The organism is Schaedlerella arabinosiphila (assembly GCF_003885045.1).
In the GTDB taxonomy this organism is placed as follows: Bacteria; Bacillota; Clostridia; order Lachnospirales; family Lachnospiraceae; genus Schaedlerella; species Schaedlerella arabinosiphila.
Window position 1 is genome coordinate 1,839,751 of the sequence record NZ_RHJS01000002.1, and the last position, 16,427, is coordinate 1,856,177.

At 56.7% G+C, this 16,427-nt stretch carries 10 protein-coding genes and 1 pseudogene; all 11 read right to left on the reverse strand.

Annotation, left to right across the window (positions count from 1 at the left end):
* Positions 1 to 4: 4 nt before the first annotated feature.
* The 11 genes and pseudogenes from EBB54_RS09110 to mutS all read right to left on the reverse strand — a co-directional run bounded on the left by EBB54_RS09110 (position 5) and on the right by mutS (position 16,422).
* Positions 5 to 2,854 carry a penicillin-binding transpeptidase domain-containing protein gene (locus EBB54_RS09110; protein ID WP_193554405.1) on the reverse strand — a complete coding sequence of 950 codons (2,850 nt, stop codon included), beginning with the start codon at positions 2,852 to 2,854 and terminating at the stop codon, positions 5 to 7.
* Positions 2,847 to 3,377, reverse strand: a complete 531-nt coding sequence (mreD, locus tag EBB54_RS09115; protein ID WP_004079024.1) for a rod shape-determining protein MreD — start codon at positions 3,375 to 3,377, stop codon at positions 2,847 to 2,849. Before mreD ends, EBB54_RS09110 begins: the two co-directional genes overlap by 8 nt.
* Positions 3,378 to 3,724: 347 nt before the next feature.
* Positions 3,725 to 4,591, reverse strand: a pseudogene (gene mreC, locus EBB54_RS09120) (rod shape-determining protein MreC); the annotation flags it as partial.
* A gap of 25 nt (positions 4,592 to 4,616) precedes the next feature.
* Entirely contained in the window at positions 4,617 to 5,642 is a 1,026-nt protein-coding gene (locus EBB54_RS09125) for a rod shape-determining protein (protein WP_125127184.1), read from the reverse strand.
* An 80-nt stretch (positions 5,643 to 5,722) separates the two neighbouring features.
* Positions 5,723 to 6,412, reverse strand: a complete 690-nt coding sequence (radC, locus tag EBB54_RS09130; RefSeq protein ID WP_044990620.1) for a RadC family protein — start codon at positions 6,410 to 6,412, stop codon at positions 5,723 to 5,725.
* A 104-nt stretch (positions 6,413 to 6,516) separates the two neighbouring features.
* Entirely contained in the window at positions 6,517 to 8,139 is a 1,623-nt protein-coding gene (locus EBB54_RS09135; protein WP_125127185.1) for an NAD(P)/FAD-dependent oxidoreductase, read from the reverse strand.
* Complete coding sequence (locus EBB54_RS09140) at positions 8,126 to 9,373, reverse strand: BaiN/RdsA family NAD(P)/FAD-dependent oxidoreductase (RefSeq protein WP_334295298.1); 1,248 nt, start codon at positions 9,371 to 9,373, stop codon at positions 8,126 to 8,128. The genes EBB54_RS09135 and EBB54_RS09140 overlap by 14 nt, the downstream gene beginning before the upstream one ends.
* On the reverse strand, positions 9,370 to 10,668 hold the full coding sequence (locus tag EBB54_RS09145) for a methionine gamma-lyase family protein (protein ID WP_125127187.1): 1,299 nt from the start codon (positions 10,666 to 10,668) through the stop codon (positions 9,370 to 9,372). Before EBB54_RS09145 ends, EBB54_RS09140 begins: the two co-directional genes overlap by 4 nt.
* 17 nt (positions 10,669 to 10,685) lie before the next feature.
* The gene (miaA, locus tag EBB54_RS09150; RefSeq protein ID WP_125127188.1) at positions 10,686 to 11,633 is read right to left on the reverse strand and encodes a tRNA (adenosine(37)-N6)-dimethylallyltransferase MiaA; all 948 of its coding nucleotides are present in this window, start codon (positions 11,631 to 11,633) and stop codon (positions 10,686 to 10,688) included.
* Between the two features lie 23 nt (positions 11,634 to 11,656).
* The gene (mutL, locus tag EBB54_RS09155) at positions 11,657 to 13,702 is read right to left on the reverse strand and encodes a DNA mismatch repair endonuclease MutL (protein WP_125127189.1); all 2,046 of its coding nucleotides are present in this window, start codon (positions 13,700 to 13,702) and stop codon (positions 11,657 to 11,659) included.
* A 65-nt stretch (positions 13,703 to 13,767) separates the two neighbouring features.
* Positions 13,768 to 16,422, reverse strand: coding sequence for a DNA mismatch repair protein MutS (gene mutS / locus EBB54_RS09160; protein ID WP_330554443.1), 2,655 nt, complete (start codon positions 16,420 to 16,422; stop codon positions 13,768 to 13,770).
* Positions 16,423 to 16,427: the final 5 nt, after the last annotated feature.

The window sequence follows — 16,427 nt, forward strand, 5'->3', positions numbered from 1 at the left end:
AGTTCTAATCAGAAATCGAATCTCCCAGTTCTGCGGCATGTCCGGTGATCAGTTCCTCCTCCTCGGCAAGTTCGAAGTGTGCCCTCACGATATCCCTGCCGATCTCCGCCGCATAAGCGGACGTATATCCGTTGGCGATACGCACGGCAATGGCGATCTCGGGAGATTCCGCCGGCGCAAACCCTACAAACACAGCATGATCCGGATGGACCGCGCTCTGCTGGGCGGTTCCGGTCTTTCCGGCCACCTGGATTCCCACACCGCCGTAGCTGCTTGTGTTGTTGATCATGGCCACCATTCCGTCATGGATCAGATCCCACGTGTTTTTGGACACGCCCTTTATCTTATTTACCACAGACGGCTCATACTTCTTGATGATCTTTCCGTTGGCATCCGTGGTCTTGTCCAAAAGCGTCAGCTTGTAGACCGTCCCTTTGTTGGCCACCGCGGATACATAACGGTTCAGCTGGCTGACCGTATAGTTGTTGGTGCCCTGTCCGATGGCGGACAGTACCGGGTCCGTATCCGAAATATTCGGCTCGGTTTCCGGAATCTCAAGGCCGGAGGTCTCTCCTAAGCCAAATTCCTCCGCGTACTTCCGAAGAACCTCAATTCCCCGGTCGCTGTCATAGTTCCCGTCCCGGTCCTTGCCGAACTCGAAGCCGATGGTATAGTAGAACACGTTGCAGGAATGGTTCAGCGCATCAATTACATTGAGCCCTCCATGCCCGTTCGGCCAGTACCAGCAGTGGGGATTGGGGGTAACTCCCTCAAACGCGCCTCCGCAGAAGATATACGAATCTCCCTTGATGGTTCCCTCGGTCAGCCCGGCCACGGAAGTGATCATCTTGTAGGTGGAACCCGGAGCCGTGGTCTCCTGGGTCGCATTGTTGTAAAACGGACGGGACAGCCCGGTCACAAGCTGGGTATAATAATCGGAGTCCATGGTATTGGCCAGCCGGTTATTGTCATACCCGGGATAGGATACGCAGGCCAGCACCTCGCCCGTATTGGGGTCGCTCACCACTGCCGAGCCCGTACAGGGCTCCAGAGCAAGCTGCCCCGGCGTGATGGCCAGTGTCTGTACCTGGGTATGCAGCCAGCCGAAGGAATCCACGGCACCGGACCTGAGGCCGTTGTAGGTTCCCTCGTCCATGGGCAGCACCCCCTGTTCATATACGATGGCGCAGATCTGCGTACCTTTGACACTCCCTGATTTTATAAGATATTTGTAGAGAAGTTTGTCGAAATTCATATCCGAACTCAAATAATCTTTCAGGTACCGCAGAATGGCCTGATACACCTCCGCCGCATCGGAATATTCGGATGAAATATACTCGTTCAGCCGCGAGGTATCGATCCAGTTCTTGGAGATCGCATAGTTCAGGTACTGGTTCATGCTGATGGTCTCATCCTTTGACCATGCCACATATGTGGGATCCGAGGCATCAATGGCGTCTGCCATAAGAATCCCGCCGAGCAGGATGCTTTCCATATAATCCATGTATCCCTTCATCTCGTCGGACAGGCTCTGGTAAGGGGTGGTGCCGTTTAATTCCGCCAGGATCTCGTCCATCACCGTGCTCTTGCGCGCGGAATAGATTGCGTAAACCTCCTTCTCGGTGGCCCCTGCGTCCTCCTTGCCGAAATGCTGCTCGTCGATGATCTCATTGGCAATAAAGGCATGGTAGGCATTGTCCGAGGGGATAACGATATCCATGGTGTCTTTTTCCAGGCTGGGATCGTAATTCATGACCGTGCTCAGTTTGGAAAGAACGATCCCGGCAATCTTCTCTTCGATGATCTGGTAGGTCTGCTGCTGCAGCTTCTTATCGATGGTCAGATACACGTCGTTTCCGGCTCCCGGCTCTACGAAGCTGACCTCTTCTGTCACCTTACCGACACTGTCCACATAGAAGATCTTCTTCCCCCGGTCTCCCTGGAGTACATTGTCCATGACCTGCTCGATCCCGGATTTTCCGACGATGTCGGATAAGGCGTAGCGCTCTTTGACTTCCTCGTCCAAGGCGTCATACTCCTCCTGGGAGATCTTCCCGGTATATCCGATGAGCGAGGCAAAGTACTGGCTGTCCGTATATCTGCGCAGGGATTCCTCCTCGATGCCCACGCCTTCCATCTTGTCCAGATTTTCCATGATCGCGATCCGGGTCTCGTCGCTGACGTCGGATGCCAGCACGGTGGGGATAAACTTCTGGAAGCTGTTCAGGTTGATGGCATAGCGTAGATTGACCATTTTCAGGATATACTGGCGGTCCAGCTTCTCATCGTCCAGCTCATACCCGTAGAGCTCGTCCGTACAGAGATAATGGATCAGGTCCTCCGCCGACGCGTTTTTCTGCTCCTTCTCAAGCTCGTCGATGGTCCGCAGACCATAGACGTCGGCAACAAAACGCAGCCGAAGTGTCTCGTTGGTCTGGGCAAACTGATAATTGCCCGCAGAATCCAGCACGATCCCGAAGCTGTGGATGACGCTGTCCCCATGGGCCTCCACGATCTGGATCACCTGATCCATGATCCGGTTGAGCGTCTCATTCCGGTCCACGGCGCCTGAGAGATTGTCCTCAAAGGTCACCGAGTAGGCCAGCTCATTGTAGGCCAGCAGTTCTCCGTTCCGGTCGTAGATCGCTCCTCTGGTCCCCTGCAGGTTTCGTTCCTTGCGGATCTGGAGCTTGTAGTTCTCCATATAGTATTCGCCCTTCACGATCTGCAGATTGAAGAGCTTGTTGATCAGAATCGCATATAAAAAACAAAATACCAATATCAGGACCAGCAGCCGGGATTCCGAGATCTGCAGAACCGTCTTTTTTATCCTTTTCCAGATGATTTTAAACAAATTTGCCTGCACTCCTTTTTTCTTCTGCTTCTAACCGGCGGTTTATGAAAAGTATGAGGGGATACAGCCCCAGTGTCACTACTATAGTATATATGAGCTCCGGTATGATAATATGTCTCAGATAGTGTAAAAAATCAAATTCGCTGCGCAGCATGAACATCAGCAGGTACACCACCAGGCCGTAGATAAACTCCGTAGCCCCCACCAGCGCCAGGGGCAGCTTGATATCCTCGTCGTAATACAGCTGTTCAAACAATCCGTTCACATAGCCTGCCAGCAGGTAGATCAGGGCATAGAACCCCAGAATGTTCCCGAACTGGATGTCCGTCAGCAGGCCGGAAAAAAAGCCCACCAGCATCCCGTCTTTCGGCCCCCGCATGAACCCGAAGGAAGCCGTCAGTATGAGCATCAGGTTTGGTTTTACAGACGCCAGCGCAAGGCTCGGAAACAGGGTGCACTGCAGCGCGTAGCAGATGCATACCGCCAGCGCCGTCACGATGACGCGTTTGATCTTTAACTTCATAGGCTCCTCCTTTCATCTGCGGATCACGGTTCCTGGGGCTCGTTTTCGGCCGCCCCTTCTTCAGGGGCCCCCTGGTCCGGCGGCTGCGCTCCCGCCCCATCTTCCGCAGGCGCTCCTGCCCCGTTTTCCGGCGGCTGTGCTCCGGCTCCGTCCTCTGCGGGCGCTCCTGCCCCATTTTCCGGCGGCGCTGCTTCACCTGCTCCATCCTCTGGGGGCGCTCCTGCCCCGTTTTCCGGGGGCTGCGCTCCGGCTCCCTCTTCTGCCGGCGCATCTGCCCCGTTTTCCGGGGGCGCTGCTTCGCCTGCTCCGTCCTCCGCCGGCGCCCCTGCTTCGCCTGCCGGCTGTTCTTCGGCGGCGCCGGTGCCGGTGAGATCTGCCTTGGTCTTTGTGATGACCAGCACCTCCTGGAGCTTTTTAAAATTTACAACCGGCGTGAGATACCCGGATCGGGTCAGGTTATTGGAATCCACCTGAACCTCGCTGACATAGCCGATCAGAATCCCCTGCAGGTATTTATCGCTGATATGGGAGGTGACGATCTGTTCCCCCACCTCCACCTTATTGTCATTGTTCTCCATCTGTTCAAAGCGCATCTTCCCGTCGTTGATCAGGGACAGATCCCCCCGCACGGTGCAGGTGTCCGAGGTGGACAGAACCATGCCTCCCACATTGCTGGAATCGTCGATGATGGAACGGACCGTTGCCCAGGTGGGCCCCACCTGGGTGACGATCCCCACCAGGCCGCTTCCCGCGATGACGTTCATATCCACCCGGATTCCGTCTATGCTCCCTTTGTCAATGGTAAAGGTGCTGAACCAGTTCCCGGGGTCTTTGCTGATCACCCGGGCGCCCACTTTTTCGTATTCCGCGTAGTTCTGGTCCAGCTTGTAGAGCTCCCTGAGCCGCTCCAGCTCGTACTTTTCCTCCTGCAGGTTGTTGTTCTCCATGATCAGTTCGTCAATCTTTGCCTGCAGGCTTTTGTTCAGCTTGCGCGATTCCTCCAGCGTCCCCAGGTTCTCGCTGACATCGACAAGCAGGCTTCCCACCTTGTTGAAGCCCTGCTGCATCGGGATGACCGTGAGATTGGCGAGCACCCGGAAGGGCCCTGCGGCCCTGACGTAAAATACGGACAAAAACATCAGCAGGACGCAGACCATGGTCAATCCGGCAAGCAGATATTTATTGATATTGGATGTCTGATTTTTTTTCTTCATATTGATGATCGTTCCCCCTGCGTTCTTATCTGAACCATTTATATTCTCCATCCAGCAGGGAATACGTCAGCTCCCTGTATACCCGTTTATCCTGGATGATCTTCTGCAGCCCTTCCACAACGCACAGTTCCGGACGGGACGTTGTCTTTACCGTAAGTCCGGTGCTTTCCTCCATATATGTAGAAAGCTCCTTTAAATTTGCCAGCCCCCCTGTGAGGCAGATTCCGTTCTTCTCGATCCCGGTGCGCACGGTGGGAGGCGTCCGCTCGAACATGGCCACGATCTCCGACACGCACTCCTTGAGCGGGTTCTTCATGGCCGCACGGACCATGCTCACGGGGATATCCCGGTGCTCCGGAATCCCGGTGCGCAGATTTCTCCCGGATACGTTGATGGTGGTGCAGGTGGCATCCTCAAAAATGCCGAAATCCTGCCGCAGCATCTCCGCCGTACGCCGTCCGATGAGAAAATCCATGTGATGGCGTACCAGGTTCTGGATGGCCTGGTCCAGATGCTCCCCGCCCAGCTTCATCAGCCGGTTCATGACCATGCCGCCGTGGGCGAGTATGGAGATCTCCGTGGAGCCGCCGCCCATGTTCACGATAAAGATCCCCTCCGTGCGGTTGACATTGATCCCGAAGCCGAGGGCGTCCACGATGCCCCTCTCCGCGATCCTCACGGTCTTCGCGCGGGCCGCGGAATGGTACACCAGGTCGTAAAACGCCCGCTTCTCCACCTCAGTCACATCGGTAGGGACCGCTACCAGATATTCCGCGCCCCCGTAAAAGAGCCGTTCTTTTTTGAGAAGGGACTCCAGAAGGCACTGCATGTCATTGAACTTTGCGATGGCTCCGCCCTGCATGGGGAACAGCACTTCGATATTCTCCGGCGCCTTCTCGAACATAATCCAGGCTTCATCCCCGGCGGCGTACAGAAAATCTTTGTCTTTTCTCGCGATGACATTCTTTTCTTTCCAGATATAGTCTCTCTTTTTATCGAATACTTTTATCTCATAAGTTCCCAAATCCAGTCCATAAATATTCCGGAACATAAGCGATCCTTCCCTCTTTCTGAAACATACGCGGAAAAATTGCGCCGTTTTGCGCACGTATCCTTAGCTCCCACCCGGTCTCACTTGAGGATTCCAGCCTCCCTCATGCTGCTGTAGCGGTTGTCCCCGATGATGATATGGTCGAGAAGCTCCACGCCGATCATCATGCCCGCCTCATGCACTCTCCTGGTAATCAGAATGTCCTCGCGGCTGGGAGCGGGGTCGCCGCTGGGATGGTTGTGGAGCAGGATAATAGAAACCGCATCCTTCTGCAGGGCTTCTACGAATAATTCCCTGGGGGAAATGACCGACGCGTTGACGGTTCCCCTGGAAATGTCGCTCTCCCCGATGAGCCGCGACTTTGTATTCAGAAGCAGAAGCTTCATGGCCTCCTGCTTCTGATGCCGCAGATCCTCCATGTAATAGCGGGCAATGGTCTCTGGAGTGTCAAATTTCAGCTCCGGCCCCGCGCTTGCCTTGGACAATCTCCTTGCAAGCTCACAGAGGCAGAGGATCTGGATCGCTTTTACCTTCCCGATCCCCTTGATCCGGGTAAGCTGTTCATAGGACCAGCGGCGGATGCCAAGCAGTCCCCCCTGGAAATGGTCCGAATAGAGGAGCCGTTTTGCAAGCTCCAGGGAGTTCTCCCCCCTGGTCCCTGTACGCAAAAGGACCGCCAGCAGCTCGCTGTCTGTCAGATTCTCCGGGCCGAAACGCTCACATTTTTCATAAGGGCGTTCTTCTGTGTTCAGTTCTTTTATTCTTTTCATAAGTTTTTTGCTGTGAAGATGGCGCAACACGCAAGACCTATTTTACCATAATTTGAAAAATGTGTACAGGTTTGGAAAACTGAAATTTTTGTGAAGCGGCTGTATCACTGGTTTTTCGGGGCAAACCGGCGAATCAGCGCCTCCCCCACTTTCAGGCCGTCCATGGCCGCGGACATGATTCCGCCTGCATAGCCGGCTCCTTCGCCGCAGGGATAGATGCCTTGGATCTGGCTTTCCATGGCCTCTCCCCGAAGCATACGCACCGGGGAAGATGTCCGGCTCTCCACCCCGGAAAGCAGTGCGTCCTCCCTGGAAAACCCGGGGATTTTTCGGTTCATGGCGCAGATCCCCTGCTGAAGGGATTCTGAGAGCTCCTCCGGAAAAATGTTCCGTACATTGGCCATCTGCCAGCCTCCCTTCATCTGCGGGACAACCGCCCCCAGCGCCGTCGTCCTCTCGTTTCTGCAGAAATCTCCGAAGCACTGGACCGGGATCTGTCCCTGTCCTTCCCGGTATGCCAGGGCTTCCAGCTTTTGCTGGAACTCCACCCCTGCAAGGGGATGTTCCTTCCCAAAATCTTTGGGAGACACGGTGACGATCACCGCGCTGTTGGCGTTTGTCCCGGCCCGGCCGTGGTAGCTCATGCCGTTGACGGCCAGCCGCCCTTCCTCGGAAGAAGCATTCACCACGTACCCTCCCGGACACATACAGAAGGTATACACCCCTCGATGATTTTCCAGGTTTTCCGACAGCTTGTAGGACGCAGCCGGAAGTTTTTTTGCCCACGTCCTGCCGTACTGCGCTTCCTGGATCATCTGCTGGGGATGCTCGATGCGCACCCCCACCGCAAATGCCTTGGCCTGCATAGGCAGTCCGGCGTCATACAGCATCCGGAAGGTATCTCTTGCGCTGTGCCCCAGCGCAAGGACCAGTGCCTCCGCCGGGATCTGCTCCCGGTGATTCACCGTAACCTTGCACAGGGTCTTTCCTGCGGGCGTATCCTTACAGTCCACTCCGGTGAGGCGGCTGTAAAACCGGATCTCCCCGCCCAGCTTACAGATCTCCTCCCGGAGGTTTTTGATCACCCGGGAAAGGATGTCCGTGCCCACGTGGGGTTTTTGTTCGTACAGAATCTGCTCCGGCGCGCCCAGGCGGACAAAGCTCTCCAGAACCAGCCGGTTCCGGCCGTAAGGGTCTTTGACCAGCGTATTGAGCTTTCCGTCGGAAAAGGTGCCGGCTCCGCCCTCTCCGAACTGGACGTTGGATTCCGGCTTGAGGACGCCGGTTTTCCAGAACTGTTCCACATCCCGAATCCGTTCCTCCACCGGAGCCCCCCGCTCCAGCAAAAGAGGGGCATACCCTTCCCGGGCCAGAATCCAGGCGCAGAACAGTCCGGCAGGCCCGGCCCCGACGATGACCGGCCTGTGCCCAAGCCGCTTTGTTCCGGCCTGGGGCGGACGGTAAAGGACTTCCTCCAGCGCTTCCACCTGTCCGGCCTTCAGCTTTTTCTTACGGAGCCGGCTTAAGACCCGGGATTCCTGATGGATCGTCACATCCACCGTATACGTGTAATAGATCTCCGGCTTTTTCCTGGCGTCGATGGACTGTTTGAAAATCCGGTATTCCAACGGATCTGTCTGTTTGAGATTCAGAAGCTTCCGAATCTTTTCTTCCAGCTCCTGCCCGCTGTGACCGGGTTTCAGCCGGATCTGACTAAGCCTCAGCATGGGCCGCCTCCTTTCCTGACACATGGCCGCTGGACCATGCCCACTGCAGGTTGTACCCTCCGCAGAGCCCGTCCACGTCCAGAATTTCCCCGGCAAAATACAGCCCCGGAACCAGACGGGATTCCAGCGTTTTCGGGTCCACCTCCCGGGTGTCGATGCCTCCCCGGCAGACCTGTGCCTGGGAAAATGGATTGGTTCCGGTGACCTGGGTCTCAAATCTGCGGATCAGCCCCGCCAGCTTCTCAATCTGCCCGTCATTAAGATCTCCCGCCCTCTGGCTTCTGGGAATCCGGCTCAGACGAATCCAGAGATCCCAGAGTTTTTTCGGGAACAGGCCCACAAAAAATTCTTCCAGCGTCTTTTCGGGCCGGGTATTGATCCGCTCCTTCAAAAACGCCAGAAAGGCTTCCCACTCCAGTTCCGGCATGAAGTCCAGCACCGCTTTTACAGACTTCCCCTCATGGAGCGCGGCCGCAGCCGCTCCGCTCACCTGGAAGACGGGGATGCCGGATATCCCGTAGCCGGTGAGCTGGATTTCCCCCCGGTCCCTGCCGATGCAGGCTCCGTCTGCATAGACGGCCACCTCTCCCATCACCCGCACCCCGGAGATACTTTTGTAAAAGTCTTCCCGGCATTTTAACTGCACCAGGGCAGGCACCACCGGTACGATCCGGTGCCCAAGGCGTTTGGCAAGGGTATAGCCGGAATCACCGCTTTCGGCTGAGACTGAGGCGAAAGACCCGGATGCCAGGATCACCCGGCCTGCCGTGACCATTCCTGAGGAGGTTTTCAGGCGGAAACCGGTTTTCACCGGCCGGATGTCCGTACACCGGCAGTCCGTGCGCACCTTCACCTGCAGGCGGGCGCATTCCATCCGCAGGACGTCCAGCACCGAGGATGCCTGGTCGGAATTTGGATAGAGGTAGCCCTCCCGGCTTTTCGGCTGGATTCCCAGCTCCCGGAAAAAAGCGACGGTTTCCGACGCGCCGAACTGAGAGACGATGCCCCACGGGAAGGAGGGGGTTTCGGAATGATAGCAGGAAGGCTCCTGGCGCAGGTTGGTGTAGTTGCACCTCCCGTTGCCTGTGCTTAAGAGCTTTTTTCCCACCCGGTTGTTCTGCTCGATCAGGGTCACTTCTGCTCCGGCTGCAGCGGCGGTGGCCGCAGCCATCAGCCCGGATGCGCCGCCCCCCACGATTGTGATATTTCCCATTGCTGACGCCCTTTCTTTTATATGGATTCGATCTGGCTTTTGGTTACGAGACGGGCATTCTCCAGATACTGAAGGGATTGGAGGATTCCCAGCTTTGCGCTGGGCCAGGTCAGCCCGCCCTGGAAGTACACGGCATAGGGCGGCTTGATGGGGCCGTCGGCGCTCAGTTCGATGGAGGAACCCTGTACAAAGGCTCCCGCAGCCATAATCACATCGCTGTCGTATCCCGGCATGGCCCAGGGCTCCGGGGTCACGTAGCTGTCCACCGGGGCTGCGGCCTGAACCCCTTTGCAGAATGCGATGACGCCCTCCGGACTCCCAAGGGTCACCGCCTGGATGATATCGTGCCTGGATTCCCGGCCGTCTGGAATCACGGAGTAGCCCAGCCGTTCATAGATATTCGCCGCGAATACGGCTCCTTTCAAGGCGCTGGAAACCACCACCGGAGCCAGGAAAAAGCCCTGGTAGAAGGACTGCATCACGCCCAGGGAAGCCCCCACCTCCCGGCCAAGCCCAGGGGAGGTCAGACGGCAGCCGCAGTTCTCGATCAGGTCTTCCCGGCCTGCCACGTAGCCGCCGATGGGCGCCAGTCCCCCGCCCGGATTTTTGATCAGGGAGCCTACCACCATATCCGCCCCCACGTCGCTGGGTTCCCGCGTCTCCACAAATTCTCCGTAGCAGTTGTCCACCATGCAGATCACGTCGGGCCGGATTCCTTTGATGAAGGCGATCAGCTCCCCGATCTGCTCCACGGAATAGCTGGGACGGGTCTGGTAGCCCTTGGAACGCTGGATGGTGACCAGCTTTGTCCGTTCGTTCAGGCTTTGCTCAATGGCCGGATAGTCAAAGTATCCGTCTGCCTTGAGTTCCACCTGCCGGTAGGTAACCCCGTATTCCGCCAGGGAGCCTCTGGAGGGCCGGATGCCGATCACCTCCTCCAGGGTGTCATAGGGCTTACCCACCGGCGAGAGAAGTTCGTCCCCGGGCCGCAGGTTGGCGGAAAGCGCCAAGGCCAGGGCGTGGGTTCCGCAGGTGATCTGGGGACGGACAAGGGCGGCTTCGGTGTGGAAGGTATCCGCGTAGATTTTCTCCAGTGTATCTCTCCCGTTGTCGTTGTATCCGTAGCCGGTGGCATACTGGAAGCACTCCGCGCTGACCCGGTTTTTCTGCATGGCCGCCAGCACCTTTAGCTGGTTAAATTCCGCTGTTTTGTCAAATTCCAGAAACCGGGGCATCAGCTCCTGTTCCAGGCGTTCTCCGGCTTTGTAAACCTCCTCCGAGATTCCCAGGGTTTTGTAGATTTCAAATTGTTCCATTTCTTTCTCCTTTTTTCTCACGCAATGATCTGCCGTTTTCTAAGCTCTGAAAGCATCTGTTCCAACAGCGCCCCTTCGTCATAGCCAGCTTGTCCCTTGTCCAGCCAGATGACCTCCCTCTCCCTCTTAAACCAGGTGATCTGACGCTTGGCAAAATGGCGGGTATCCCGTTTGATGACGGTGACCGCCTCCTCCAGTGAGCAATGTCCCTCCAGATAATCCAGCATCTCCTTATAGCCAAGGCCCTGCATGGAAACCATATCTCTGGTAAAGCCCTGGGCTCTCAGCCGGGATACCTCTTCTACAAGCCCTGATGAGAGCATTTCATCCACCCGGCGGTCGATCCGTTCATAGAGTCGCTGCCGCTGGTCGTTTAAGACGAAATAGGCAAAATTGTAGGGGGATTCCTTTTCCCTCTGGCGGAGATTGTGGTCGGATATTTTTTCCCCGGTCTGGTGAAAATATTCCAGCGCCCGGATGATGCGCTTCACATTGCGGGCATGGATCTCCTCCGCAGACTTTGGGTCCGCCTGGGCGAGCATGGCGTGTAAAACTTCCCCGCCCTGTTTTCGGGCCAGCTCTTCTAACTCCCTCCGGTAAGCTTTGTCTCCGCCGTTTTCCGCGAAATCGATGTCGTAGAGGACGGCCTGGATATAGAACCCGGTTCCGCCTGCCAGGATGGGAATCTTCTTTCTCTCAAAAATCTCCGCCATGGCCGCCTTGGCCATCTCCTGGAAACGGACCACATGAAAGGCTTCGTCCGGGTCCAGCACGTCGATCAGATGATGCCTCACCCCCTCCATCTCGTCGGGCCGGATCTTCGCGGAGCCGATGTCCATCTGCCGGTACACCTGCATGGAGTCCGCGGAAATGATCTCCCCGTCCACCGCCCTGGCCAGGGCTAAGGACATCTTGGTCTTCCCCACCGCGGTAGGGCCTGTCAGTATGATCAATGGTTGTTTCATGCGTTCTTTCACCTTTCCTATGCTCAAATGACCCGTTTAAACTTCTTTTCCAGATCCCGCCTGGACATGGCGATGATGGTGGGCCGCCCGTGGGGGCAGTGATAGGGATTGGATAAAAGGAGAAGCTCCCCGATCAGGGCATCCACTTCCCGGGCGGACAGCCGGCTGTTTCCCTTGACCGCAGCTTTGCAGGACAAAGACGCCACCTTTTCATCGATCAGCTCCGGGGTCATGGAAAGGTTGACGCACTCCGACAGGGAATCCAGCATTTCCATCAGCAGCTCTTTTTTCGCGATTCCGAACAGATTGGCGGGAACGGCCCGCACCGCATACTCTTTTCCGCCGAAGGGCTCGATCTCAAAGCCGATCCTCTGAAACCGGTCCATATGTTCGTTCAGAAGCTGCGCCTCCTGCATGGAAAGGCTTAAGATCACCGGAGGGCTTACGTATTGGGACGTATACTCCCGGGTTTTCATCTCCCGCAGGGTGCGCTCGTACAAAACCCGCTCGTGGGCGGCATGCTGGTCGATGATGTAGAGACTGTCCTGGAACTGAACCAGCCAGTAGGTGTCAAATACCTGTCCCACCAGCTTGTACTCCGCCCGGATGTCCCGTTTTAGAAGCTTTTCCTCAAAAAGATCCAGCTGCTTTGCCTGTTTGCTGCCGTCCTCCTCTAAAGAAGGCTTCCCGGGTACATGGTAGTCCTTCGTCTCCCGGATCTGGGCCGGCTGCTTTCCCTGGCTGCTTTCCGGCTGCTTCTCAGGGCTGGAAGACAGGCAGCCGGAAGACGCGGCTTTTTCCAAGCCGGAATGGGGCTTTTGCTCCACGTCTGCTTTTTCCTGTGTCTTCTGGACTTCCTGGTCTCTGCCGTGGCTTGAAAGCACCCGCTCCCGCATTTTTCGGATAAAATACTCCTCATCCAGGTTCTCCTGCTCCTGCGCCGTCTTTTTCGGCCTGAGCAAAAATGGACTCTCCTTTTGCATCCTCTCCGGCTCTGTATTCCCTGCCGGGATTTGCGTTGGTTTTGGTTCTTCCGCCGGCATGGCTTTTGGCTCAGGCACCTCCACCCTTGGGATCAGCTCCGGTTCCAGCAGCCTTCTGTGAATCCCTTCAAAGACCGTGTTGTAGACCTCCTGCTGCTTCTGGAAGCGGAGCTCCATCTTCGTGGGATGGACATTTACGTCCACCTGCTCCCCGTCGATCTCAAACGCCAGCACCGCAAAGGGGAATTTGTGCTGCATCATAAAGTCCTTGCAGGCATCCTCCAGCGCCCTGGAGATCATGGCGCTTTTCACATATCTGCCGTTCACGAAAAAGGTCTCAAAGTTCCGGTTGCCCCGGGTGATCACCGGCTTCCCGATGTATCCCCGGATGCGGATGCCGGGAGCCCTGTGATCCAGCTCCAAAAGGTTGGAGGCCACGTCCCGGCCGTAGATGCTGTAGATCACCTCGTCCAGCTTCCCGCTCCCGGAGGTTCTCAGCTTTTCCTGGCCATGATTCAAAAAACGAAAGCCCACCTCCGGATGGGAAAGGGCCAGCCTCATCAGCAGGTCCTGCACATGTCCGGCCTCGGTTATGGCCGTCTTCAAAAACTTCCTGCGGGCCGGCACATTGTAAAACAGCTGCCGCACGCAAAACGTGGTCCCGTCGGCCGCCCCGGCGTCCTCCATGGACACCTCCCGGCCGCCCTCAATCACATACCGGGTTCCGAAGGCGTCCTCCCCGGGCTTGGTGATTAGCTCCACCTTGGCCACGGCGGCGATGCTCGACAGCGCCTCCCCCCGAAATCCCAGAGAGGAAATCCGGGATAAGTCCTCCACACACCGGATCTTGCTCGTGGAATGGCGCAGAAAGGCATTCCGGATGTCCTCCCGGAGAATGCCGCATCCATTGTCCGTGATCCGGATCAGGGCGATCCCCCCGTCCTCGATCTCCACCGTAACAGTGGAAGCCCCGGCATCGACGGCGTTTTCCACCAGCTCCTTGACGATCGAAGCCGGCCGCTCGATGACCTCCCCTGCGGCGATCTTGTCAATTGTCATCTGATCCAAAACCTGAATCCGTGCCATAAAACCCGCTCCTTTTTCTCAAAAATGTTGCCCGGAAAACAAAATCATTGCTCCTTGAGCTTTCTTTACCATCGGTTCTTAAGCTTATTCTGCAGCCGGTAAATGGTATTCAGCGCATCAATAGGGGTCAAGTTGCCCACGTCGATGGTTTTCAGCTCCTCCAGCACATCGTCGTCCTGAACGGTATCAAAGAGGGAGAACTGTGCCAGATCCACCTCGTCGTACTTTTTCGATCTGCTCTTTTTCTGCGGCTTCTGGCAGCCCTTCACGGCGATCTCGCTGACCCGGCCCGTGATATCACCTTCCGCCAGTTCTTCTACGATCTCCTTGGCCCGGTTGATGACCAGATCCGGCACGCCGGCCAGCTTGGCCACCTGGATGCCGTAGCTCTTGTCCGCCCCGCCTTTGACGATCTTGCGCAGGAACACGATATCATCGCCCTTTTCCTTCACGGCGATGCAGTAATTATTCACATGCTCAATCTTCCCTTCCAGCTCCGTCAGCTCGTGGTAATGGGTGGCGAACAGAGTCTTGGCTCCCAGAAACCGGGTGTCGCTGATGTACTCCACCACCGCCCAGGCGATGGACAGCCCGTCAAAGGTACTGGTGCCCCTTCCGATCTCGTCCAGAATCAGCAGGCTCTTCGCCGTAGCATTCCGCAGGATGTTGGCCACCTCCGTCATCTCCACCATGAAGGTGCTCTGCCCGGAGGCCAGGTCGTCGGAGGCACCTACCCTGGTAAAAATCCGGTCCACCAGGCCGATGTCCGCGCTCTTTGCCGGCACGAAGGATCCGATCTGGGCCATCAGCACGATCAGGGCGGTCTGCCGCATGTAGGTAGACTTTCCCGCCATATTGGGCCCGGTGATGATGGAGATCCGCTGCTTTTTGTCATCCAGGAAGGTGTCGTTGCAGATAAAGGAGCCGTCCGGGATCATTCGCTCCACCACCGGATGGCGGCCGTCCCGGATATCAATGACCCCTTTCTCATTGATCTGGGGGCGCACATAGTGGTTGTGCTCCGCCACCAGCGCCAGAGTGGAAAACACGTCCAGCTCCGCCACGGCCCTGGCCGTCCTCTGGATTCGCTCCACCTCCCCCGCGATGGTATCCCTGACCTTGCAGTACAGCTCGTATTCCAGAGCATACAGCTTGTCCTCGGCCCCCAGGATGGTATCCTCCAGTTCTTTAAGCTGGGGCGTGATATACCGCTCCGCATTGGCCAGCGTCTGCTTGCGCATAAAATAGTCGGGCACCATGTTTTTGTAGGAATTGGTCACCTCCAGATAGTAGCCGAAGACCTTGTTGTACTTGATCCGCAGATTCTTGATACCGGTCTTTTCCCGTTCTTCCTCTTCTAACTTGGCCAGCCACCCTTTGCCCTCGGACTTGGCCCTGCGCAGGGTGTCCACCTCCTCGCTGTAGCCGTCCCGGATGATATTGCCCTCCTTCATGGCCAGGGGCGGGTCCTCCGCGATGGCCGACTTTACCAGGGTGCACAAGTCCTCCAGGGTATCCAGCCGATTCCGGATCTCACAGAGCAGCTCGGAGTGCATCTCCTCCAATATGTACCGGACATGGGGCAGCATTTCCAGGGAACCGGAAAATGCAGTCAGGTCCCGGGGATTGGCGGTGCCGTAGGTGATCTTCGTGATCAGCCGTTCCAGGTCGTAGACCGGGGAGAGATATTCCCGGATCTCCTCCCGGCAGATGGCCTGTTCTTTTAATTCCGCCACCGCGTCCAGCCGCCGCTCGATCTCCCCCCGCTCGATTAAGGGCTGCTCCGCGTACTTCCGGAGGGTTCTGGCCCCCATGGCGGTGCGGGTCTTGTCCAGTACCCAGAGGAGCGACCCGCGCTTTTGCTTCTCCCGCAGCGTTTCGCACAATTCCAGGTTCCGCCTTGTGGAGCTGTCCAGCATCATATATTTTCCCGTGGTGTAGGGCGTAATGCGGGTCATGTGGGCCAGATTGTTCTTCTGTGTCTCCAGAAGGTAGCCAAGCAATGCCCCCGCGCTGATGACGCCCGAGTCCAGATCTCCCAGCCCCAGCCCGTCCAGTGTCTTCACCTGAAAATGCTCCAGAAGGTTTTTTCTGCACATCCCATCGTCAAAATACCAGGCATCCAGCGCATACAGCGCGATCTTAAGCCGTTCCTTGAGGTCTTCCAGATCCATCCCGCTCATATAAAAAGACTCGTTGCAGATGATCTCGGAAGGGCTGAATCTGGAGATCTCGTCCTTAAGCTTTCCGCTGTCGGGCAGCTCCGTCACGAAGTAATCCCCTGTGGACACATCCGCCACAGAAACCCCGTAACGGTCCGCCAGGTATACGATACACATGATATAATTATTTTTGGATTCATCCATCATCTGGCTGTCCAGGATCGTGCCCGGCGTGACCACCCGAACCACCTCCCGCCGAACCAGCCCTTTGGCCTGCTTCGGGTCTTCTGTCTGCTCGCAGATGGCCACCTTGTAGCCCTTTGCCACCAGACGGTTCAGATACCCGTCCACGGCATGATAAGGGACGCCGCACATGGGCGCCCGTTCATCCAGCCCGCAGCTTTTCCCGGTCAGGGTCAGCTCCAGTTCCCGGGACACTGTAACTGCGTCCTCGAAGAACATCTCATAGAAATCCCCCAGCCTGTAAAACAGGATGCAGCCGGGGTATTCCTCTTTCGTATCCATATATTTCTGCATCATTGGTGTTAACTCTGCCAAATTGT